The organism is Nocardiopsis sp. ATB16-24 (assembly GCF_030271535.1).
GTDB lineage: Bacteria > Actinomycetota > Actinomycetes > Streptosporangiales > Streptosporangiaceae > Nocardiopsis.
Genome location: NZ_JASCXJ010000003.1, coordinates 168,473 through 189,288 on the forward strand (window position 1 = coordinate 168,473; position 20,816 = coordinate 189,288).

18 protein-coding genes are annotated in these 20,816 nt (G+C 67.6%); 8 read left to right on the plus strand and 10 right to left on the minus strand.

All coding sequences use genetic code 11. From position 1 onward, the window contains the following. Positions 1-52 precede the first annotated feature (52 nt). Genes PFX91_RS05040 through PFX91_RS05050 form a run of 3 tightly spaced genes read right to left on the minus strand, consistent with a single transcriptional unit; the run spans position 53 to position 1,633 of the window. Positions 53-820: a DUF8175 domain-containg protein gene (locus PFX91_RS05040; protein ID WP_285729763.1), complete on the minus strand. Its 768-nt coding sequence runs from the start codon at positions 818-820 to the stop codon at positions 53-55. 22 nt (positions 821-842) lie between these two features. Continuing rightward, a complete protein-coding gene (locus PFX91_RS05045; protein ID WP_285729764.1) occupies positions 843-1,142 on the minus strand; it encodes a hypothetical protein in 300 nt (99 codons plus the stop codon). 26 nt (positions 1,143-1,168) lie between these two features. Continuing rightward, positions 1,169-1,633 carry a DUF6668 family protein gene (locus tag PFX91_RS05050; protein WP_285729765.1) on the minus strand — a complete coding sequence of 155 codons (465 nt, stop codon included), beginning with the start codon at positions 1,631-1,633 and terminating at the stop codon, positions 1,169-1,171. 325 nt (positions 1,634-1,958) lie between these two features. Between PFX91_RS05050 and PFX91_RS05055 the strand changes: the two genes are divergently transcribed. From PFX91_RS05055 to PFX91_RS05070, 4 genes are all read left to right on the plus strand, one after another. Next, positions 1,959-3,173, plus strand: coding sequence for a lytic transglycosylase domain-containing protein (locus PFX91_RS05055; protein WP_285729766.1), 1,215 nt, complete (start codon positions 1,959-1,961; stop codon positions 3,171-3,173). A 793-nt stretch (positions 3,174-3,966) separates the two neighbouring features. Beyond that, positions 3,967-4,416 (plus strand): VOC family protein, encoded by a 450-nt coding sequence (locus PFX91_RS05060; protein ID WP_285729767.1) that lies wholly within the window; start codon positions 3,967-3,969, stop codon positions 4,414-4,416. 123 nt (positions 4,417-4,539) lie between these two features. Next, positions 4,540-5,139 carry a hypothetical protein gene (locus PFX91_RS05065; RefSeq protein ID WP_285729769.1) on the plus strand — a complete coding sequence of 200 codons (600 nt, stop codon included), beginning with the start codon at positions 4,540-4,542 and terminating at the stop codon, positions 5,137-5,139. Next, complete coding sequence (locus tag PFX91_RS05070; RefSeq protein WP_285729771.1) at positions 5,136-6,350, plus strand: hypothetical protein; 1,215 nt, start codon at positions 5,136-5,138, stop codon at positions 6,348-6,350. Before PFX91_RS05065 ends, PFX91_RS05070 begins: the two co-directional genes overlap by 4 nt. Positions 6,351-6,408: 58 nt before the next feature. On the opposite strand, the gene PFX91_RS05075 is transcribed toward PFX91_RS05070, so the two are convergent. Next, positions 6,409-7,413 (minus strand): glycerophosphodiester phosphodiesterase family protein, encoded by a 1,005-nt coding sequence (locus PFX91_RS05075; RefSeq protein ID WP_285729772.1) that lies wholly within the window; start codon positions 7,411-7,413, stop codon positions 6,409-6,411. 94 nt (positions 7,414-7,507) lie between these two features. Then, the gene (gene serC / locus PFX91_RS05080; RefSeq protein ID WP_285729774.1) at positions 7,508-8,632 is read right to left on the minus strand and encodes a phosphoserine transaminase; all 1,125 of its coding nucleotides are present in this window, start codon (positions 8,630-8,632) and stop codon (positions 7,508-7,510) included. Positions 8,633-8,943: 311 nt separating this feature from the next. Here serC and pdxH point away from each other — a divergent pair, with 311 nt between their 5' ends. The 3 genes from pdxH to PFX91_RS05095 all read left to right on the plus strand — a co-directional run bounded on the left by pdxH (position 8,944) and on the right by PFX91_RS05095 (position 13,045). Next, positions 8,944-9,597, plus strand: coding sequence for a pyridoxamine 5'-phosphate oxidase (pdxH, locus tag PFX91_RS05085; RefSeq protein ID WP_285729775.1), 654 nt, complete (start codon positions 8,944-8,946; stop codon positions 9,595-9,597). 305 nt (positions 9,598-9,902) lie between these two features. Next, a complete protein-coding gene (locus tag PFX91_RS05090) occupies positions 9,903-10,604 on the plus strand; it encodes an iron-dependent transcriptional repressor DtxR (RefSeq protein WP_285729777.1) in 702 nt (233 codons plus the stop codon). 152 nt (positions 10,605-10,756) lie between these two features. Next, positions 10,757-13,045: a SpoIIE family protein phosphatase gene (locus PFX91_RS05095; RefSeq protein WP_285729779.1), complete on the plus strand. Its 2,289-nt coding sequence runs from the start codon at positions 10,757-10,759 to the stop codon at positions 13,043-13,045. Positions 13,046-13,072: 27 nt separating this feature from the next. Here the strand turns inward: PFX91_RS05095 and PFX91_RS05100 are convergent, their stop codons facing one another. Next, positions 13,073-13,240: a hypothetical protein gene (locus PFX91_RS05100; protein ID WP_285729780.1), complete on the minus strand. Its 168-nt coding sequence runs from the start codon at positions 13,238-13,240 to the stop codon at positions 13,073-13,075. A 36-nt stretch (positions 13,241-13,276) separates the two neighbouring features. Beyond that, positions 13,277-14,419, minus strand: a complete 1,143-nt coding sequence (locus PFX91_RS05105; RefSeq protein WP_285729781.1) for an acyl-CoA dehydrogenase family protein — start codon at positions 14,417-14,419, stop codon at positions 13,277-13,279. A gap of 206 nt (positions 14,420-14,625) precedes the next feature. Between PFX91_RS05105 and PFX91_RS05110 the strand changes: the two genes are divergently transcribed. Beyond that, the gene (locus tag PFX91_RS05110; RefSeq protein WP_285729782.1) at positions 14,626-15,768 is read left to right on the plus strand and encodes an acetyl-CoA C-acetyltransferase; all 1,143 of its coding nucleotides are present in this window, start codon (positions 14,626-14,628) and stop codon (positions 15,766-15,768) included. Positions 15,769-15,805: 37 nt separating this feature from the next. Here PFX91_RS05110 and PFX91_RS05115 read toward each other — a convergent pair whose 3' ends face one another. From PFX91_RS05115 to PFX91_RS05125, 3 genes are all read right to left on the minus strand, one after another. Then, the gene (locus PFX91_RS05115) at positions 15,806-17,239 is read right to left on the minus strand and encodes an FAD-binding oxidoreductase (RefSeq protein ID WP_285729784.1); all 1,434 of its coding nucleotides are present in this window, start codon (positions 17,237-17,239) and stop codon (positions 15,806-15,808) included. 299 nt (positions 17,240-17,538) lie between these two features. After that, the gene (locus PFX91_RS05120; protein WP_285729785.1) at positions 17,539-18,771 is read right to left on the minus strand and encodes a winged helix-turn-helix domain-containing protein; all 1,233 of its coding nucleotides are present in this window, start codon (positions 18,769-18,771) and stop codon (positions 17,539-17,541) included. A 47-nt stretch (positions 18,772-18,818) separates the two neighbouring features. Continuing rightward, a complete protein-coding gene (locus tag PFX91_RS05125; protein WP_285729786.1) occupies positions 18,819-20,762 on the minus strand; it encodes an acyl-CoA dehydrogenase family protein in 1,944 nt (647 codons plus the stop codon). Between the last annotated feature and the right edge of the window lie 54 nt (positions 20,763-20,816).

A 20,816-nucleotide genomic window follows, 5' to 3' on the forward strand; every position in this document is an offset into this window, starting at 1 on the left:
TTCTCCACATGGCAGCCGGCATCCCACCAGTCACAGTCTTTTTTATCCGGCATCAGATGGCCGCCCAGGGTGTGAATCCGGCGAAATCGTCCAGAAGAGTGAAACTGGGGTCGCCTTCTCCGTTCTCGTCGACGACGATCTTCCAGTCGCCTTCGGCCCAGGTGAGGTCGAAGGTCATGCTGGCCCGCAGACCGTCACTCGCAAGAAGACCGATACTGATCCGTGCGTCGTCCTCCGAGTAGGAGACGACTTTGGCGGCGGAGACCTGCCCGGGAACCTCGGAAGTGCCCTCCCGGGACTCGATGCTCTCGATGAAGGGAGAACGGCCGGGGCCGGGCGCCACGAGTCGCTCCCACTCTCCCGTCATCCTGTCGCGTCCGGTATTCGTGAGGACGAGGAAGTTCGCGGTCGCCAGCACGGCACCCTCCGGGGTCCGGGAGTAGCAGTAGCGAACGTTCTCCTCCACCACGCCGGGCCCGTTCACAGGAGAGCCGGGGGCCTGCATGCCGTTGATCATCGTCCACGTGGTCTCCGCCTCGGGAAAGAGCACATGGAACTCGGTCTCGTGTCGTTCGAGGCCGCAGAGGCTGCCACTGGCGGAAGGAGTGAGGGAGGCTTCCTCGGCGTCCACGTCGTCGCTCCCGGTTTCGATGGTCGGGTCGACGGAAGGGGAGGCGGAAGGGGGACTCTGCTCGGAAGGCGGGGATCCCTTTTCGTCCTCCGGCCACAAGGCGATGAACAGGGCGCCGAGTGTGATCAGGCCGAGAAAGGTCGCCGATACGATGAACGAGACCGATCCCAGGGGATTTTTTTCGCTCATGCCAGCCTCTTTTGCGGATGAATCAACTGATGAGGAATGACACGAGGCTGGTGGCCGCCGAAATGATGATCACACCGGCGAGGACCATACCGATCTTGCTCATGTGCTCCCCGCCTTCACCGCGGCGGGACTGGATGGCCATCAGCGCACCGGCGATGATAAGACCGAGAACACAGACCGCCAGAGCGATCCACTTGGCCCAGCCGAGAACGGTGAGAAAACCTGTGTCCAACCCGGGGGGAGCCTGTGTGTCGACGTTGTCGATGAACCCGGCGGGGGCCATGGCGAGTGTGCTGGAAGCGAATTCGAATGTTTCGATCATGAGGGGTCAGTGCCTCTTTCGATGTTTCAACTGAGGAGGTGTTCAGCGCTTTTGATGACTCGCCGGACCCGGCGGTTCACACCATGGTGGTCCGAGGGTGCGACAGGTGGGTCCGTCCGCCACTCCTCGATCCAGGGAAGGTCCCACACGCGAGGAGCCCCTCCCGCGACGAGTCGGGCGAAGTCCTTCAAGGCCTTGGGGCTCTTCCCGGGGGCGTCGGCGATCATGACCAGGCCGAGCAGTCGGACATCCGGGACCGCCCCTGAAGCCCACTGGGTAAGGGCCTCCTGTGCTGAACGGAGACCGAGCAGGTTGGTTCGGCACGTGAGGATCACCGGGACTTCGCCGACAGAGGAGTTGGCCGGAACCGGCCACTCATGATGTGCGTCACGTGATCCTTCGGTCAGCGCGGCGAGCGTGCTCTCTCCCGAGCCGCCATGCGTCCCCACCCACCACAACCTGGCGTTTTGCGTGATCCGACGAAGTTCCAAACCTTTTCCCCTCGGCAGTCCGGCCCCCGGCTGAGGAAGGATCGGGCCTGTCGGGGTAATCGCCAGATCAGGGTCCTGGTTGTGAAGGGAAGAGTCCTCTACCTCGACCTCATCCGTGTCCTGACCTGGGGGAATCCACGGATTGTGAGAATGGGACACCTTGGCTCCATGTTTCTGGACCGCTTGTAAAGAGAGCAGGGGCAACGGAATACTACACAGCGGGCAGCTGGGCGGTACCACCAGGTTTTCGTGAGCACCAGGGTGGCAGACTGCTCAGGTGGGGTGCGGAGTTCGGTGATCGTTACTGACGGATTGTTGTGCTCAGGTGAAGCAGCTTGCTATTTATGTCCCCCTCGGTTTTTTCGCCATGCTCGGCGTGCTGGTCATGATGTTCGCGATGCTCTTCTTGGAAGAGATGCAGAACACGGCATATGCGGGAAGTTATCCGACACAGGTCGAAGGGATCGACCAGACCCTTCTCAGGGCCTACTTCATGGCCGAGCAGAGGACGGAGGAGATCTCTCCGGGATGCAAGGGAATGACGTGGACCCTGGTCGCCGCGGTCGGTTACATCGAGACCAAGCACGCCACGTACAGCTCCTCTGACAGAGGGAACGTCGACAGGACGATCGCGGAGAACGGTGATGTCAGCCCTCCGATCGTCGGTATCGCCTTGAACGGTCGGAACAGGACCCAGGCCATCCCCGACACGGACGGAGGCGAGCTGGACGGCGACGAGGAGTGGGACCGGGCGGTCGGGCCGATGCAGTTCATTCCCGGATCCTGGAGGAGCTACGGGCAGGACGGCAACGACGACGGGAAGAAGAACCCGCAGAACGTCTTCGACGCGACCGCGGCGGCCGTCGGCCACCTGTGCCGGAGTGGTGGGAACGACCTCACGACCGAAGCCGGCCTGAAGAGGGCGATCATGGGCTACAACAATTCGCTGGAGTACTACGAGGACGTTCTGGAGCGCAAGAAGCACTATGACTCCCTCGCGATCCCTCACCTCGCGGTCGACCCCAACGCCCAGTGTGGAGGTGCTCCTGATCGCACGCCGGATCTTCCCGCCGCCAACGGAACGTCCACGAGTGCGACGCTGCATCCCGAACTGTGCGAGCTCTACATCATCATGGGAACGACCTTCGCGGACCAGGGACTCTGGTTGGGTCCCATGACTCCGGGCGGGAACATGGGGGAGGATCAGCAGAACCATCACTGCATTCGTCCGGGGGACAGTGGAAAGCACGGGAGTGGTCATGCTTGTGACTTCTACGTGGGTCACCACAACGCCAACGCCTCGTTGAAATATCCCCAGTCCCACCTGAAAGCAAGGGAAGTCATCAACGCCCTTATTCGGGAAAGTCCAAAATACACCAATATGTGCATCATCTACGAGCAGCGGATCTGGTGGGGTACGAGTGGGAAGATCGGCGACTGGTTGGCCGTGTCGAGCCCTATGGAAGATCGCGGTGACTTCAACCAGAACCACTACAACCACATCCACCTTTCCGTCGGTGAGCCCGCGGGAAGATGCTGATTCTCCCTCTTTCAGAGCGGACCTTGTAGGTGCAGGCAGACTCACTGAACCCTGGTCGCCGCTCCCGTCCTCTAGAGCTCGGTTCCACCACAGACAGTGGTCGCGTCCGTGCCCCGGCTCCCAGACCGAAGGGACTGAGAAGGGAACCTCCTCATGCTTCTACCCGCGCTCGTAGTACTTGCCGGAGGAGAACTGACATCTGACCAGGTGGGTGGGTGCGGGAAACACTCCAATCCGAGAACGCCCCTAGAACCGAAGGTCCTGGAGAGAGGGAGCTTCCCTATCAAGAACTGGAGCAAATGTGGATGCATGTGGGATTGCGTTGTGACGCCCCACGGGAGGTGAAGACGGTGAAACTGCGCGAGGTTATGCGTACCCCTGCTTGGCCAGTTGCGCCTGAAAAGCTTCGCCGCCAGGACGAAGAGTTTCCCCGAAGATCGTGAGTCCATTCGGGAGCCTCGGTTCTCCATTCCCATCGGTGGGGGCACCTGGCGGTTAAGGTTCCCTTCGCGGTACACCTCCACAGGTGCGACTACTGGGCTTCGAAAGGTGAACGGCCCTCTCACGGCGCTTCGGCAGGGAGTCAGTCTGCGCACCTGGAAAGATCAGGGTGGCGCTGGACCGAATGCCTCCTGGGGCTGCTACCTAGGAGGAGCGTTGACCAAGCCTCTTCATGGGCTCGCCCCCGAGACAGGGGAGTAGTACGCCGGGGCCTTTGTACTTCGTGTCATGTGACCGAAATCAGGGCCGGGGCCGTGTACATGCGTTTCCACTAACAGTGAGGAGAACGACGATGGCCGTGGACTGGCAGCTCGTCGTGGATTGTGCCGAACCGACCTCCCTGGCCCGTTTCTGGGCCGCTGCGCTGGAGTACGAACCCGAGGACAACAGCGCGCTCATCGAGCATGCGGTGGCCGCTGGAATGGCGGGAGAGGGCGACTACACCGAGGTCGACGGACGCAAGGCGTGGGTCGGGGCCGCGGCCATCCGCCACCCCGACGATCCCGTGGACGGCTTCAGCGGCGCGGGTCTGGGACGGCGTGTGCTCTTCATGAGGGTCCCCGAACCCAAGAGTGTCAAGAACCGCCTGCACATCGACCTGAAAGTGGGGTCGGAGCGTCGTGACACGGTCGTCGCTCGCCTGGAGGAACTGGGCGCCTCCACGGTCCGGACGGTGGAGGAACACGGCTCCTCACACGTCACCATGCGCGATCCCGAGGGCAATGAGTTCGACGTGCAGTAGAGACTCGGGGGCGTGCCGGGGGTCGTCCGTGATCATCGCCCATGGAGGTTGAGAGGCCCTGTGGGCGGGGCGAGGAAGGCTGTGGCGGTGGATGTCCATGAAAAAGAGAGAAGGAGGACGGGTATGGAGACCAGGGTCCATGTTTCCCCGGAGACGTTGGTGGCGGAGTTGGGGGATCTGAGGGGAGTGGACTGGCCCGCGGTGTGGAAGGGGCCTCCTCCTGGAGGGTCGCCGGCCTTTCATGAGTGGTGTGCCGTCTACGGGTGGGAGCCGTTGGAGGTCGAGGCGGATCTGGAGGTGCGTACCCGGCATGGGAGCAACCTCTATTTCAGGTCCAGAGGCAGGTGGCGTCCTGTCGTCTCGCTCGGGCTGAGCCTGTTCCGTGTGAGGACGGGGATCGCGGAGGAGAAGGGGGCTGTGGTGGAGGCCTCCGACTCGCGGTGGCCGGTGTACGTGGAGGCGGTGTCCTCCGTGTTGGGCGGGTTCGCGGGTGCGGGTCTGGCCGGGGAGCCGGGTTTTCCGTCTCCGCCGGTGGACGGTCTGTGGAAGGTGCCGACCTCTCCGCAGGACAACCCCCGCAGGGTCGCCTACTGGGTTGCGGAAGGTGAACAGGCTCCCATCGTCGTTCTTGAACAGGGAGTGAGTCTGCTCACGTGGCAGGAACGGTGGGGCGCCGGGTCGAACGTCTCTCTTGATCTGCTCCATCCTAGGGAGGGGCGTTGACCAAGTCCTTCCACGGGCTCGCCCCCACCCCGGGGGAATGGGCGAGAGCCCGCCGATTGCAGACGGAGTATGACTCTCTCACCGAGGCCGAAGCGGAGGAGATCGCCCATCGGCTCGCCGGTGACTGCTACTCCCAGAACTACGTGACACCGGACGGCCGGCCCGACGTCGGCAGGTACACAAGGGACCTCGCCAGGAACAGTCCGGTGGAGCCGAGCCCTGACGGCAAACCCTTCGCGTTCTGGTCGTACGAGTCCGCGGAGAGCCCTGGTACCGATGTCGTCGGCCACCGACACCTCGCCCAGGCCTGTGCCGAGGCGCGCGGCTATCAGGTCCTGGAGACCACTCCCACAGGCCAGAAGCTGGACTCCTACCGGCTCTTCGAACCCAGTGTTATCAGGGAACTGAAAAGACACTATGACCTGGAAGAGTCGGAGATCAAAGGAGCCCGTAAGGAGGCGTGGAAGAACCTGTCGCGCTCCTACACCCAGGCGGCCCGGGGCGAGGCCTACGCCTTCGCACCCGATGTCTCCCGGGATTCCGTACTCGGCCGCGACGAGCTTCCCGAATTGAAGGACAACCCTGACGTCGGGACGGACCGGGTTCGGTTCGTGTTGCCGCTACCGGAGCACGCCCACCTGCCACCGAGCGTGCAGGCGTTCATGGAACACGACGAGGTGCGTGCTCAGGTCCTGATGGAGACGTACGTGTCACCATCGGGCCCTCCGCTCGACATGCTCAAAGACGAAGGGCTCGCCCCGGACACCCCGCCCCCACACGCTCTGGCCGACAAACTGGGCAAGATCGACCTCCCTCCTGCTTTGCACGACGAACGTGACCGGGCGATCTCCCTTCTCAGAAGCGCGGACTCCTACGCAGACCTGGATGCGGCGGGTCGGGGGGCGAAGATGGCCGTGCCGGCGGCCGGGATCAGCGGTCCCGGGGCGGATCCCCACAGCGCCGGCCCCGCTCCTTCGGTGTCTTCGGGTCCCTCGCTGCCGCCGGTGTCGAAGGGACTCCCCGGGGTGGGTACAGCGGTTTCGGGAAAGCCCTCATCGGCGGAGGGGAAGGCAACGCCCGCCCCCGCCGCTGATTTCCTCTCCCCGAAGGCCGGGCCGCCCGTGCGCGGAGGGGCGGGGGCGGGAGCGCCCCCCTCTCCGCGCACTCCTCACTCGGGCAGGCCGGAGAGGGGGACCGGGCGCGGGGACTGAGCCTCGCTCCGGCGGCCGGGATCCCGAACACCGGAGCGCACCGGCGCCCCGCACCGCGTCACTCGACGGGCTGGGGGTCCAGGAAGTGCTCGCGCGCCAGGAAGGCGTGTCGTGAGAAGTCGGTGAACACGCCGTCCACGCCCGCCTCGAAGAAAGCCTCGTACTCGGCGGCGAAGGAACCGTAGTCGCTCGGCTCGCCGTCCGAGCGCAGGTCCGTGGGCAGGAAGTGGTTCTCGCTACGGAAGGTGTACGGGTGCACCAACAGCCCGGCCTCGTGCGCGTTGGCCACCAGGTCCGTGGGTTCGCCCAGGGAGCCGTCCTCGTTGGTCGGGATCACCAGGGGCTTGGCCGGGCCGATCGCCTGCGCGAAGGAGGCCACCTCCGCCAGGCCGTCGGGGGTGGTGTAATGCGCCCAGTGCTCCTGGGTGCCCATCAGGTACACCAGCGGCAGCTCCGTCTCCGCCAACTTGCGCAGGCTCTCGGCCTCGAAGGACTGGAGGAACACCGGTACCCGTGGTTCCGTGCCGGTCAGTCCGGCCTTGCCCAGGGTGGCGATCAGCACCGGCTCCAGGTCCAGGTCCTGGGAGACGTGGTAGGCGGGATGTTTGGTCTCGGGGTAGATCCCGATCGGACGCCCCAGTTCCTCGGTGAGCTCCAGAGCCAGGTCGATGACCTCCTCCAGGGTCGGGATCCCGTAGACCCCGTCCATCGCGGTGTTCGCCGCGCGCACATCTCGCAGGCGCTCCACCGCGCGCAGGGTCCGGATCTCCTCCAGGGTGAAGTCCTGGGCGAAGAAGCCCGTCACCTCCCGTCCGTCGACGGTCCGGGTGGTACGCCGGTCGGCGAACTCGGGGTGGTCGGCCACGTCCGTGGTCTCGCCGATCTCCTGCTCGTGGCGGCAGATCAGGTGCCCGTCCTTGGTCGCGACCAGGTCCATCTCGATGAAGTCGCCGCCGTGCCGGGCTCCCAGTTCATAGGAGGCCAGGGTGTGCTCGGGGCGGTGTCCCGAGGCTCCGCGGTGCGAAATGATCTTGATGGGGGGTTCCTTCTTGTTCCTGCGCACAGTCGAACCGTCCTGGGAGAGCGAGAAGCCGGAAAAGGAGTGGCCGACCCGGATGTCCGGGTCGGCCACCATTGTGCAACGTGGTGTGAACGGTTCAGGACAACCGGGCGAGCACGTGGTCCACGCACTCGGTGAGCGCCCGCACGTCGCTCGGCTCGATCGCCGGGAACATGGCCACGCGCAGCTGGTTGCGGCCCAGCTTGCGGTAGGGCTCGGTGTCGACCACGCCGTTGGCGCGCAGCACCCTGGCGATGGCGGAGGCGTCCACCTCGTCGCTGAAGTCGATGGTGCCGACCACCTGGGAGCGCTTGGCGGGGTCGGTGACGAACGGGGTCGCGACCGGGGACTTCTCCGCCCACTCGTACAGGATCGAGGAGGACTCGGCGGTGCGCTCCACCGCCCACGCCAGACCTCCCTGGCCGTTCATCCACTCCAGCTGCTCGGCGAGCAGCAGGAGCGTGGCCACGGCCGGGGTGTTGTAGGTCTGGTCCTTACGGGAGTTGTCCACCGCGGTGGTCAGGGAGAAGAACTCGGGGATGTAGCGCCCCCCGGAGGCGATCTCCTCCACCCGGGCCAGGGCACGGGGCGACATGACGGCCAACCACATGCCGCCGTCCGCGGCGAAGCTCTTCTGCGGGGCGAAGTAGTAGACGTCGGTCTGCGTGATGTCGACCGGAAGGCCGCCCGCACCGCTGGTGGCGTCCACCAGGACGAGGGCGTCCTCGTCGGCGCCCTCCACACGCCTGATGGGAGCGGCCACACCGGTGGAGGTCTCGTTGTGGGTGAGGGCGTACACGTCCACACCGGCCTCGGCGACGGGCTCCCCGTGGTCACCGGGGTCGCTGCCGATGACGGTGGGCTCCTCCAACCACGGAGCGCCCTTGGTGACCTTCGCGAACTTGCTGGAGAACTCGCCGAAGGACAGGTGCTGGGACTTGGCGCGCACCAGACCGTGTGCGGCGATGTCCCAGAAGGCGGTGGTCCCGCCGTTGCCGAGGACGACCTCGTACCCGTCGGGCAGGGAGAACAGTTCGCTCACGCCGGCGCGTACCCGGGAGACCAGGGACTTGACCGGCTTCTGCCGGTGGGAGGTGCCCATGTAGCGGACCCCGGAGGAGGCCAGGGCGTCGAGTTGCGCGGGGCGGACTTTGGACGGACCGCTGCCGAAACGGCCGTCGGAGGGCAGCAGGTTCGCGGGAATCTGGATCTCGTCGGTCACGGTCCCCAGAGTAGTCGCCGTGATGACGGCGCACCGGTCAGGGGCGCCGTTTCGCGAGGTGAAAACGTGTGAAGCCCTGATCCTTCCGTCACAGGAGAGGAACCCGGGGGACGGCGCGGAACGGGGATCGGCGAGGGGAGCGGGGACGGCGTGGTCCTCGCGGACCTCTCGGCGGGGTTCGTCCTCACGGTACGAGGGCGAGGCGGGCCCGTGCACGGCCGAGGCCGTACCGGAGTGGGGTCTTCCCGGTTCTTGGGACGCCGAGGGCGGCGGGTGGCGCGGAGGGCGCCCGACACGAGAAGATGCCCCGTGTGGACCACCGAGACCCTGCCGAGCTGCGCAAGCCGTACAGGGGGGAGCCCCTGAGGCGTTCCTCCCTGGCCGACCACCCGATGACGCAGTTCCACCTGTGGTTCGTGGAGGCCTACGACGCCGGCCTGGCCGAGCCCAACGCCATGGTGCTCGCCTCGGTGGAGCCTTCGGGCATGCCCCGCGCCCGCACCGTGCTCCTCAAGGGCTACGACAGCACCGGCCTGCGCTTCTTCACCAACTACACCTCGCGTAAGGGGCGGGCCCTGGAGGCAGACCCACGGGCCGGTGTGGTCTTCCCCTGGCACGCGATCCGACGTCAGGTCCTGGTGGCGGGGCGCGTGGAACGGCTCAGCGACGAGGAGAACGACCACTACTTCGCCTCGCGACCGCGCGGTTCTCAGTTGGGGGCCTGGGCCAGTGAACGCCAGTCCGAGCCGGTGACGGGCCGGGCCGAGCTGGATCGGCTCTACCGGGAGTTCGACACGGTGTGGTCGGCCGAGGAGGAGATCCCCAGACCGGCCTACTGGGGCGGGTACCGACTCGTGCCCGGTGAGGTGGAGTTCTGGCAGGGCGGCGCCGATCGGATGCACGACCGGTTCCGTTACCTGCGGGGTCCCGACGGCGCGTGGGAGATCGACCGGCTGGCGCCCTGAGCCCACCACCCGCGGATCGTCCGTCGGCGATGGCCTCAAGGCCGGGCGACCGCACCTTCGCGGGGGCGGTGGACGGGGCTCCTCACGCTGGGGGAGAGAACGTGTCCGCATCGTGAGACCGCGCAGAATTCAAGGATCTTCACGTCACGATATGCTTGTCGTATCGGTGGTCGCTCCCGCGGTCCTGCGGACGCCCTTGGTTCCCATCCGGCCCCTGGGAATGACGTCGCCCTGACCTGTGTTGAGAGAGAGCCGCCGTGCCCGCCGTGACCGCACGCCGGGCGCAAAGCCTTGGGAGGGGAGACTTGACCGCACACGGGCTGATCGACACCACGGAGATGTATCTCCGTACGGTCTTCGAGCTCGAGGAGGAGGGGATCGTCCCGCTTCGTGCTCGCATCGCCGAGCGCCTGCACCAGAGCGGCCCCACGGTGAGTCAGACCGTGGCCCGTATGGAGCGTGACGGTCTGCTGAGGGTCGAGAACGACCGGCACCTGGTCATGACCCCCAAGGGGCGACGCCTCGCCACGCACGTCATGCGCAAGCACCGGCTCGCCGAGCGTCTGCTCGTCGACGTCATCGGCCTGCCGTGGGAGGACGTGCACATCGAGGCCTGCCGGTGGGAACACGTCATCTCCGAGGCGGTGGAGGAGCGGCTGGTCACGCTGCTCAACGCCCCTTCCGTGTGCCCGCACGGCAACCCGATCCCCGGCTTGGACGAACTGGGTCTGGAGGACTACGCTCCCGAACCCTTCGCGGACGACTCCATCGTTCCGATGATCGACGTGGCGGGTAACACCGACATCACCGTCACCGTGCGCCGCATCAGCGAACAGATCCAGTCGGATGCCGACGCCATGCTCACCTTGCGCGAATGCGGGGTACAACCTGGGCAGGAAGTGGTCTTGCGCGCCTCTGACGACGGGGTTCGCGTGATCGGCGGGGAGTCCAGGGGCACCGACCTCTCGGCACTCGTCGCCGGGCACATCTTCGTCGCCAAGCCGTGAACCGTACGGACACGTTGATTGGTTGCTCATCGGGATTGTCACATTGCGCTGCGGGAACGTTGACGGTGTTGCTACGCTCGCCCCAAGGTGCGGTCGTTCGGGGTACCCGGAGCAGGCATGTGTGCAGCTCATGACGGCGAGGTGGCGGCTAGATGACACGGTGGGGTGAGCCCTTCCGGGAGAGCGACGCGCTCGCCACGGCCGACGTGGTGGACCAGGCGCAGATCGCCATCGTCGTCATCGACAGCTTCAGCCTGCTGCGCTACTGGAACCCCTTCGCACGTGAACTCTTCGGATTCGTGGACGGTCGCGACTACGTCGGTCGCTCCCTGCTCGACATCGGCATCCACGAGTCGGACCGCGAGCACGCCGCCCAGCTCGCCCGGCGGGTCCTGCGCGGTGAACCGTGGGAGGGCACCTTCGCCGTGCTCAAGAGCGACGCCACGTGGATCCACGTGCGCGCCCAGGCGGTGCCCATGCGCGACGAGACGGGGGAGATCGACGGCATCATCCTCATCGCCCGCGAGGCACTGCGCAGCGGCCGGGTGGAGGAGCAGTACGGGCTGCTGGAGCGCATCGGCAGTCGGCTGTCCAGTTCGCTGGAGTTCGAGTCCACGGTCAAGGGCGTGGCGGGCATCCTGGTGCCGCAGTTCGCCGACCACTGCTTCATCGACCTGTACGAACGCGACCGCCTCATCAGGCAGGTCTCGGTGCACGCCGAGGGATGGACGCCCCCGCCCGGCACCTGGTACGACGTCGGGGACGAGGTCCGTTACCCCGAACGTCACTTCGTCACCCAGGCACTGCGCCGTCTGGAGACGGTGGTCAGCAACGAGTACCTGTTCGAGAGCTCGCCCAACAGCCGTTCCGACTACACCTCGCGTCAGGTCGGCATCACCTCGGCGATCGCCGCCCCGTTGCGGGCCCGCGGCGAAGTGCTCGGAGTGCTCACCCTGGCCCTGTCCAAACTCACCCCCCGGCAGAAGAGCGTCTATGGCGGCTTCGACCGCGACCTCGTCGGCGCCATCGTCTCCAGAGTGGCGCTGGCCATCGACAACGCCCGCCTGTTCGAGGAGGAGCGGGGTACCGTCATCGCCTTCCAGCGCAGTCTGCTGCCCAGCAGACTGCCCTCCCTGGACGGACTGACGGTCGCCCACCGCTACCTGCCCGCGGCGTCGTCACGGTCACACGGGCATGAGGCCCAGATCCAGGTCGGTGGTGACTTCTACGACGCCATTCCGCTCTCGGCGGGGCGCGTGGGCCTGGTCATCGGCGACGTGGAGGGTCGGGGGCCGCACGCCGCGGCCGTCATGGGCCAGCTGCGCGCCGCTCTGCGCGCCTTCGCCCAGGCCGACCGTGAGCCCGCCGACATCCTGCGAGAGCTCGACGAATGGGTCCGCCAGCTGGGGCAGGAGGACGGCGAGGGCGACACCTGGATCCCCAGTGTCAGCTGCCTGTACATGGTCTATGACGCCTGGTCCCGTGAGCTGTCCTACGCCAACGCCGGCCACGCTCCGCCGCTGCTGGTGACCTCCGAATCGGTGGAGAAACTGGATCTGGAGGTCACCGACCGGGTGCTGGGCGTACGAGCCAAGGGCGGCGCGGGAGAGGACGTGGTCTATCACCAGGCCGACCTCCGCCTTCCCATAGGCGCCACCATGGTGTTGTACACCGACGGGCTCGTGAACCGGCGACCGGTGGGCGGCGACCCCGACCCCGAACAGGCCCTCGTCCAGCTCTCCGAACGAGTGTCGGAGGTCGCGGACAAGGACGTGGAGCAGATGGCCGAGGCGGCCGTGCACAGCGTCCCCGGAGAACTGGAGGACGACACCGCCCTGCTGGTCGTGCGCACCCACTCCGACGAACTCGCCCTGCGCGAGGGGTGGTTCCGCTCGGAGGCCTCCACCGTGGGCGAGGCCCGCCACCTGGCGGCCAAGACCTTCAAGGAGTGGGGGATGGACCGGGACCAGGCCGAACTGGCCTGTCTGTTGGTCTCGGAGATCGTCACCAACGTCGTCATCCACGCCACCCCGCACCCGGTGCACCGCGAGTTCACCGGCGGCGGTGTGCTGGACTCCGAGATCCCGTTCGGGGCCGGTGACGCCGAGGACGAGTTCGACGAGGACTGGTCGGACCTGTTGGAGGCGGTCGGCGAGGGGGCCGACGAGGAGGCCGAGGACCCGGAGGAGAAGGAGTTCCTGCTCCGTCTGCGGCGCGGAGCGTCCACGGTGTGGGTGGAGGTCTTCGACAACGACCTGCGGCTGCCGCGTATCCGCAGTGCCGCCGCGGACGACGAGGGCGGCCGGGGGCTGTACCTGGTGGAGCAGCTGGCCAGCCGGTGGGGTTCGCGTCCGACGCCGGACGGCAAGGCGGTCTGGTTCGAGATGCCCATGCACGCGCAGGAGGAGGCGAAGGAGGACAAGGAGGACGACGGGGAGTAGTCTCCCGACGTTCTCCGGGTCCGACGCTCAGCGCCAGGACCACGCCCACAGGAGCAGGCAGACGAAGACGAAGACGACCACGATCCCCGGGGTGCTCCACGGGATGTGGATCCTGGGCCGGAGTCTGCGCACGCCGATCACGAGCAGTACGGCCAGCAGGCCCATGACGATGAGGCCGTCCCACGCACCGCTCATGACAGCTCCGACCCTTCCGAACGGGGGCTCACACGGTCACAGTCCCAGCCCTCGTCCCACGATCTCCTTCATGATCTCGGTGGTGCCGCCGTAGATCGTCTGGATGCGGGAGTCCTGCCAGGCCCGTGCCACGGGGTATTCCATCATGTACCCGTACCCGCCGTGAAGCTGGAGGCAACGGTCCATGACCTTGTTGCACAGCTCGGTGGTCCACCACTTGGCCATGGCGGCGTCCTCGGCGGTGAGCTCACCCCGGTTGAGCAGCTCGATGCCGCGGTCCACGTAGGTGCGGGCGATGTCCACCTCGGTGGCCAACTCGGCCAGGACGAAACGGGTGTTCTGGAAGCGCCCGATCGGGCGGCCGAAGGCGGTGCGCTCACGGCAGTACTCGATGGTGTGCTCCAGCACGCGCTCGGCGGAGGCCGTGGCACAGGTGGCGATGGAGAGCCGCTCCTGGGGCAGGTTCTCCATCAGGTGGACGAAGCCGCCGCCCTCCCGACCGATGAGGTTGGCCGTCGGCACGCGTACGTCGTCGAAGAACAGCTCGGCCGTGTCTTGTGCCCTCATGCCGACCTTGTCCAGGTTGCGTCCACGCTCGAACCCGGGGGTGCCGCGCTCGACCGCGATGAGCGAGAAGCCCTGGGCGCCCGCGTCGGGATCGGTCCGCGCGACCACGATCACCAGGTCGGCGTTGACGCCGTTGGTGATGAAGGTCTTGGAGCCGTTGATGACGTACTCGTCGCCGTCGCGTACCGCCGAGGTGGTGATGCCCTGGAGGTCGCTGCCCGCCCCGGGCTCGGTCATGGCGATGGCGGTGATCAGCTCGCCGCGGGCGAAGCCCGGCAGCCAGCGCCTTTTTTGCTCGTCGTCGGTCAGGCCGACCATGTACGGGGTCATGATGTCGTTCTGGAGGGTGATGCCGAGTCCACTGGCGTGGGCCCGGCAGATCTCCTCGTTGACGATGGCGTTGTACCGGTAGTCGTCGAGCCCGGTGCCGCCGTACTCCTCCGGCACGCCGTGGCCGAGCAGCCCCACCTCACCGGCCTTGGTCCACACCTGTCGGGGGACGATCCCGTCCTTCTCCCACTGCTGGTGGAAGGGAACGACCTCCCGCTTGAGGAACTCCGTCACCGCTTCGCGGAAGAGGTCGTGCTCGGCGTCGAAGAGTTCCCGCTTCATGTTCGGCTCCGGGGCTCGGGGATTCCTGGGTGCGCCCACAGTAACCGAATCGCGTTCGGCTTTGAAGGGTCCGACCCGGGTCGGCCGGTGTTCCCACGGTCGTGGACCTCGGTCGGCCTTTCCGGTATGGGGGCGGGTCCTTGCCGGATCAGGCGAACCGAATACAGTTCGGTTCAGAACCGTCATCCAGGCTCTTGGAGGATCTCGTGGCCGAGGCATACATCGTCGGCGCAGTGCGCACCCCCGTCGGCACCAAGAAGGGCGCCCTGGCCGCCGTGCACCCGGCGGACCTGGGCGCGCACGTGCTCAAGGAACTCGTCGACCGCACCGGAGTCGACCCGTCGGCGGTCGAGGACGTCATCATGGGATGCGTCAGTCAGGTGGGGCCGCAGGCGCTCGACCTGGCCCGCACCGCCTGGCTCTCCGCCGGTCTGCCCGAGTCCGTCGCGGGCGTCACCATCGACCGCCAGTGCGGTTCCTCCCAGCAGGCCGTGCACTTCGCCGCCCAGGGCGTCATGTCCGGCACCCAGGACCTGGTCGTGGCCTCCGGCGTCGAGAACATGGGCATGGTCCCCATGGGCTCCAACGTCCAGTACGCCGTGGACAACGGTCTCAGCCTGTACGGCGAGGGCTGGACCGAACGCTACGGCACGCAGGAGATCTCCCAGTTCCGTGGCGCCCAGCTCATGTGCGAGAAGTGGGGCTTCACCCGCGAACAGTTGGAGGAGTTCTCCCTGGAGAGCCACCGGCGCGCGGCCAAGGCACTGGAGGCCGGTTACTTCGACGACCAGATCGCTCCCCTCGCCGGGGTCGACCGCGACGAGGGCGTGCGCCCCGACACCACGCTGGAGAAGATGGCCGGCCTGAAGCCGCTGCGTGAGGGCTGGGCGCTCACCGCCGCCGTGGCCAGCCAGATCTCCGTCGGCGCGGGCGCGATCCTGATCGCCTCCGAGCGCGCCGTCGAGCAGCACGGACTGACCCCGCTGGCCCGGATCGTCCAGCTGTCGCTGGTCGGCGACGACCCGGTGTACATGCTCACCGCGCCCATCCCCGCGACGAGGATCGCCTTGGAGAAGGCCGGGCTGAGCATCGACGACATCGACGTCACCGAGATCAACGAGGCCTTCGCCCCGGTGCCGATGTCCTGGATCCAGGAACTGGGGGCCGACCCGGCCAAGGTCAACCCCAACGGCGGTGCGATCGCCCTGGGTCACCCGCTGGGAGCCACCGGGACGGTGCTCATGACCAAGCTGGTCAACGAACTGCACCGCACCGGTGGCCGCTACGGTCTACAGACCATGTGCGAGGGCGGTGGCCAGGCCAACGTCACCATCATCGAACGCGTCTGACCGCCGCGACGGTCGCACGCACGTGGCCCGGCCCGCGTCAGCCCCTGCGGGGCGGCGGGGCCGTGGCCGCGGGCATCGCCCTGGCGGGCAGGACGTTGTGGTTGCGGTGGAAGAGGTTCTCCGGATCCACCCTCGTCTTGACCGCGCTCAGCCTGCGGTAGTTCTCCTCTCCGAACCCGGCGACGACGCGATCCCGCCCCTCGTCGGCGACGAAGTTGAGGTAGACGTCCCCGGTCGACCACGGAAGCATGTCCGAGCGGACGTCCCGCACCCATCGCCGGGCACGGGCGTCGTCGTCGGGGTCCTCCCACATGGCCAGCGGGTGGACCGCCCACCTCGCGGAGCGCCACGGCACGGGGTGGTCGCCCGGTGCCCGCGACACCGCTCCGCTGAGCGGGAAGAGGATGTGTCCGGTCGGAGAGGGGACGACCATGTCCTCGGCACGGTCGCAGAACAGCTCGACGGCCTCGTCGGGCAGTGTCGCCAGGTGCTCCACCGACCAGTAGTTGCGGTAACCGGGCGGATCGTCGAGCGCCTTCTGGGCCGCCTGGTAGGGCATCTCGGCGATCATCTCCGCGTCGGGGCGCATCCCCAGAAGGGGTGCGGCCACGTCGCGCAGCAACGCCTCCCCGCCCGCGCAGGTCAGCACCACACCGCACACCAGGGTCCCGACCATGTCCTCGGGGACGAACGGTTCGGGATCGGCGACCAGGTAGATCACGGCGCCCCCGATCTCGTCCGGGGCCGTGGCCATCAGGTCGCGCCAGGTCCGGACCACCCCGGGGCCGCGATCGGGGCGGAACATGAGCACCCCGAGGGTGAACTCGGGCAGCGGGTGCAGGCGCAGGCTCAGTTCGGTCGCCACCCCGAAGTTCCCGCCGCCTCCGTGCAGGGCCCAGAACAGTTCGGGGTCCTCCGAGGAGGAGGAGCGTACCCGGTCTCCGGCCGCCGTCACCAGGTCCACGCTCAGAAGGTTGTCGCAGGCCAGGCCGAACCTGCGCTCCAGCCACCCCGACCCGCCGCCCAGGGTGAACCCGCCGACGCCGGTGGTGGAGACCCTGCCGCCGGTGGTCACCAGACCGTGAGGAGAGGTCGCCGCGTCCAGATCCCCCATGAGGGCGCCTCCCCGGACACGGACCTCCCTCCCGTCGCGGTCGACGGTCACCTCGTTCATCCGGCGTAGGTCCACGACCAGGCCGCCTTCGGTCAGCGACATCCCCGCGACACTGTGCCCGCCGCCTCGTACGGCGACCTCCACGCCTTCCTCGCGGGCACGCGTCACGGCGTGGACGACGTCCTCGACGGTGGCGCACTGGGCGATCGCGCGCGGCCTCAGGTCGATCATGGTGTTGAAGACGGTGCGCGCCTCCTCGTAGCCCTCGTCACCGGGCGTGAGGACCTCTCCCGAGAGCCTCGCCCCCAGGTCCGTCCACGCCTTCTCGGACACTGTTCGTCCGCCTGACCAGGTCATCTTCGGACCTCCCTCGTCATCGCGGGGAGTCAGGGCAGGTCACCCCCGGGCGCGGTCGTGGCCGGGGCACGCACGGTGGGCCGCGCTCATCCCCTGTGGGCAGCGTAGATCCGACGGGGACCATCGGTCTGTGCCTTTGGGACGATCGTTGCCGGAAATGGTGCCGGACCTGTGGCTCCCCCGAGGATCGCACGACCCGGCGGGGGAAGGGGGCACGTCACCGTTTTGCCGTTTCCCGGTGTGGACGCGCGCGCTTCTTGACGGGCGACCTCGGCGGCCCCCGAGCGCTCCGTGTGGGATCAGCGGACGGGGGAGGTCAGCGCGGGACCTCCGACACCGTCGTGCAGCCCCAACCAGGCGGCCATCCGGCCCAACTGCTCGACCAACGCGGGCAGGGTCTCCTCGGGTGCGTCCTCCTCCAGGGTGATCCGTTGGGCCAGCAGGGTCCCGGACCGGCGGTCCGCCTTGAGGTCCACCCTGGCCACCAGATCCTCACCCAGCAGGAACGGCAGCACGTAGTAGCCGTGGACGCGCTTGGCGGCGGGCACGTAGATCTCCAGCCGGTAGCGGAACCCGAACAGTTCCTCGGCGCGCCCGCGCGTCCACACGAGCGAGTCGAAGGGGCTCAGCAGCGCCCGCGCGTCCATCCTGCGGGGCATCCGGGCGTCGCGGTGCAGGTAGGCGGTACGTTCCCAGCCCCGCACCCGCACCGGCACCAGTTCACCGGCCTCCACCAGGTCGGCGACGGCCGCTCGGGACTCGGCCGGTCTCAACCGGAAGTAGTCGCGCAGGCACGCCTCCGTGGCCACCCCGTGGGCGCGGGCCGCGATGGACACCAGGGCGCGGTGCGCCTCCTCGGGGGAGAGCCGCGGCGCATCGTGCACCTGGGGAGGCAGCACCCGTTCAGGCAGGTCGTAGAGCCGTTCGAACTGTGCGTTACGTCCGTTGGAGGTCAGGTCGCCGATCCAGAACAGGTACTCCAGACACTTCTTGACCTCCGACCAGTTCCAGCCCCAGTGCTCCTTCGCCCGTGGCAGGTCGTGCTCCAGTTCCGCCTCCACCCGGCGGGCGCCGGCCGGGCCGATCCGCGCCACCTCCTCGTACACGGCCTTGACCAGTTCCGGCTTCTCCTCCTTGATGCCGTTCATCCACCCCACACGGGTCTCGGCACGGTTGCGGTCCATCCTGTAGCGCAACAGTTGGCGGGTGGAGGGCGGCACCAGGCTGGCCTCGTGCGCCCAGCACTCCACCAGCCGGGCCGGGCCGGAACCGGCCGCGGTGGTGGCGGCCCGGTCCAGCAGAGCGGTGTCGTAGGGACCCAGGCGCGCGAACACCGGAAGGTACTGGCTACGGGACAGCACGTTCACGCTGTCGATCTGTAGGAGGCCCACCCGGCGCACCACTCGTGCCAGATGGGTGAGCGTCGGTCCGCCCTTCGGAGCGGGATCGTCGAAACCCTGGGCGGCGAGTGCGATCCTGCGCGCCTGGGAGAGGGAGATTTCCGCGTCGCGGCGGGGCTGCGGTTCGGCCATCCCGTCACCGTAGTCCTCGTCCGCGACATTCGGGGGCCCTCACGGTGTCAGCCCATGCGTCGGTGCAGGTCCTCCTCCTTCGACGGTCCGGGGACCACCGGGGCGATGAGGGGGCCGGGCAGGGAGGGGTCGACGACGCCCTCCTCCATCCACGTGTAGGCGTCGTCCATCAGACGTCGGGACAGCTTGCCGTCCACGGTGTCGGTGTTGGTCCACAGGCCCTCGAACAGGCCTTCCACCCGCAACCGCGACTGGCGACAGAACACGTCGGCCAGTTCGAGCGGGCCCCTTCCCCGTCCGGGGTGGGCGTCGGCGTCATGGTGGGCGCGCACGACCACCGCGCTCATCGCGAACAGTTCCGCGCCGATGTCCACGATCCGGGAGAGGAAACCCTGTTTGACCTCCAACCCTCCCTGCCAGCGGGACATGCCGTAGAAGGTGGAGCGGGCGAGCCTGCGACAGGTGCGCTCGACGTACCTCAGGTGGGCGGCGAGCGGTCCGAACTCATGGAACGCCGACGGTGACCATCCCCGGCCGACGGTCAGGGTGGGCAGCCACCGGGCGTAGAACCCGCCGGCCTTGACCACCGCCCTGGCCTTGGTCGCCCGGTCGGCCTCGGGATCGATGATGTCCCCGGCCACCGACAGGTGGGCGTCCACCGCCTCACGGGCGATCAGCAGGTGCATGATCTCCGTGGACCCTTCGAAGATCCGGTTGATGCGCAGATCACGCAGCATCTGTTCGGCGGGGACGCCGCGTTCGCCGCGTGCGGCCAGGGAGTCGGCGGTCTCGAAACCGCGACCTCCGCGGATCTGCACGAGTTCGTCGGCGATCGTGTACGCGTGCTCGGAGGCCCACAGTTTGGCGATGGCCGCCTCGATGCGGATGTCGTTGCGTCGGTCGTCGGCCATCTGACCGGCCAGGTCCAGCATGGCCTCCATGGCGTAGGTGGTGGCCGCGATGTAGGAGATCTTCTTGGCCACCTCCTCGTGCCTGCCCACGGGACGACCCCACTGGACGCGTTCACGTGCCCATTCGCGGGACATCTTGGTCGCCAACTTGCCCGCGCCCACGCACATGGCGGGAAGCGAGAGCCGTCCGGTGTTGAGGGTGGACAGCGCGATTCGCAATCCCTGTCCCTCCTCACCGATCCGGTTGGCCGCCGGGACCCGTACCCCGTGCAGCCGCGTGAGGCCGTTCTCCAGGCCGCGCAGCCCCATGAAGCGGTTGCGCCGCTCCACGGTGATGCCCGGAGAGGTGCCCTCGACCACGAAGGCGGTGATGCCGCCCCGATGGCCGGGGCCCTCGGGCACCCTGGCCATGATCACGAGCAGGTCGGCGACCACACCGTTGGTGGTCCACAGCTTCACGCCGTCCAGCACGTACCCGCCGTCCTCCGTGGGCGTGGCGGTGGTCCGCAGCCTCGCCGGGTCACTGCCCACGTCGGGTTCGGTGAGCAGGAACGCGCTGATGTCCTCACGCGCGCAGCGGGGCAGGAACGCGCGCTTTTGCTCCTCGGTGCCGAACATGGCGATGGGTTGGGGGACACCGATGGACTGGTGGGCCGAGAGCAGGGCGCCGACCGCGGGCGAGACCGAGCCGACGAGCATCAGGGCGCGGTTGTAGTGGACCTGGCCGAGTCCGAGCCCGCCGTACTCGACGGGGATCTTCATACCGAACGCGCCGAGTGCGCGAAGGCCGTTGACGACCTCGTCGGGGATGCGCTCCTGCCGTTCGATGCGTTGGGCGTCGATCTCCTCGCAGAACCCGCGCAACGACTCCAGGAAGGCCTCGCCCCGACGTCGGGCCTCCTCGTCGGGCCCGGTGAGCGGGTGGATCAGGTCCAGGCGAAGGCGTCCCAGATACAGCTCCTTGGCGAAGCCGGGGCGGTGCCCTCCGCTCTCGCGTGCCTGTTCCGCCACGGCGCGGGCACGTCGTTCGTCGACTTCCGGGGCGTGGGTGGCGGTGCTGTCGATGTCCGACGTTGACATGTGCGCTCTCACCTCGTCGAGGCATGGTGTGGTCTGGAACACACGCCTACCCGT

What these genes read in the sequence shown, in the direction of transcription:
- PFX91_RS05040 (WP_285729763.1), bottom strand. Translation starts at nt 820, where the DNA reads ATGAGCGAAAAAAATCCCCTGGGATCGGTCTCGTTCATCGTATCGGCG.
- PFX91_RS05045 (WP_285729764.1), bottom strand. Translation starts at nt 1,142, where the DNA reads ATGATCGAAACATTCGAATTCGCTTCCAGCACACTCGCCATGGCCCCC.
- PFX91_RS05060 (WP_285729767.1), top strand. Translation starts at nt 3,967, where the DNA reads ATGGCCGTGGACTGGCAGCTCGTCGTGGATTGTGCCGAACCGACCTCC.
- PFX91_RS05065 (WP_285729769.1), top strand. Translation starts at nt 4,540, where the DNA reads ATGGAGACCAGGGTCCATGTTTCCCCGGAGACGTTGGTGGCGGAGTTG.
- PFX91_RS05095 (WP_285729779.1), top strand. Translation starts at nt 10,757, where the DNA reads ATGACACGGTGGGGTGAGCCCTTCCGGGAGAGCGACGCGCTCGCCACG.
- PFX91_RS05100 (WP_285729780.1), bottom strand. Translation starts at nt 13,240, where the DNA reads ATGAGCGGTGCGTGGGACGGCCTCATCGTCATGGGCCTGCTGGCCGTA.
- PFX91_RS05105 (WP_285729781.1), bottom strand. Translation starts at nt 14,419, where the DNA reads ATGAAGCGGGAACTCTTCGACGCCGAGCACGACCTCTTCCGCGAAGCG.
- PFX91_RS05115 (WP_285729784.1), bottom strand. Translation starts at nt 17,239, where the DNA reads ATGACCTGGTCAGGCGGACGAACAGTGTCCGAGAAGGCGTGGACGGAC.
- PFX91_RS05120 (WP_285729785.1), bottom strand. Translation starts at nt 18,771, where the DNA reads ATGGCCGAACCGCAGCCCCGCCGCGACGCGGAAATCTCCCTCTCCCAG.
- PFX91_RS05125 (WP_285729786.1), bottom strand. Translation starts at nt 20,762, where the DNA reads ATGTCAACGTCGGACATCGACAGCACCGCCACCCACGCCCCGGAAGTC.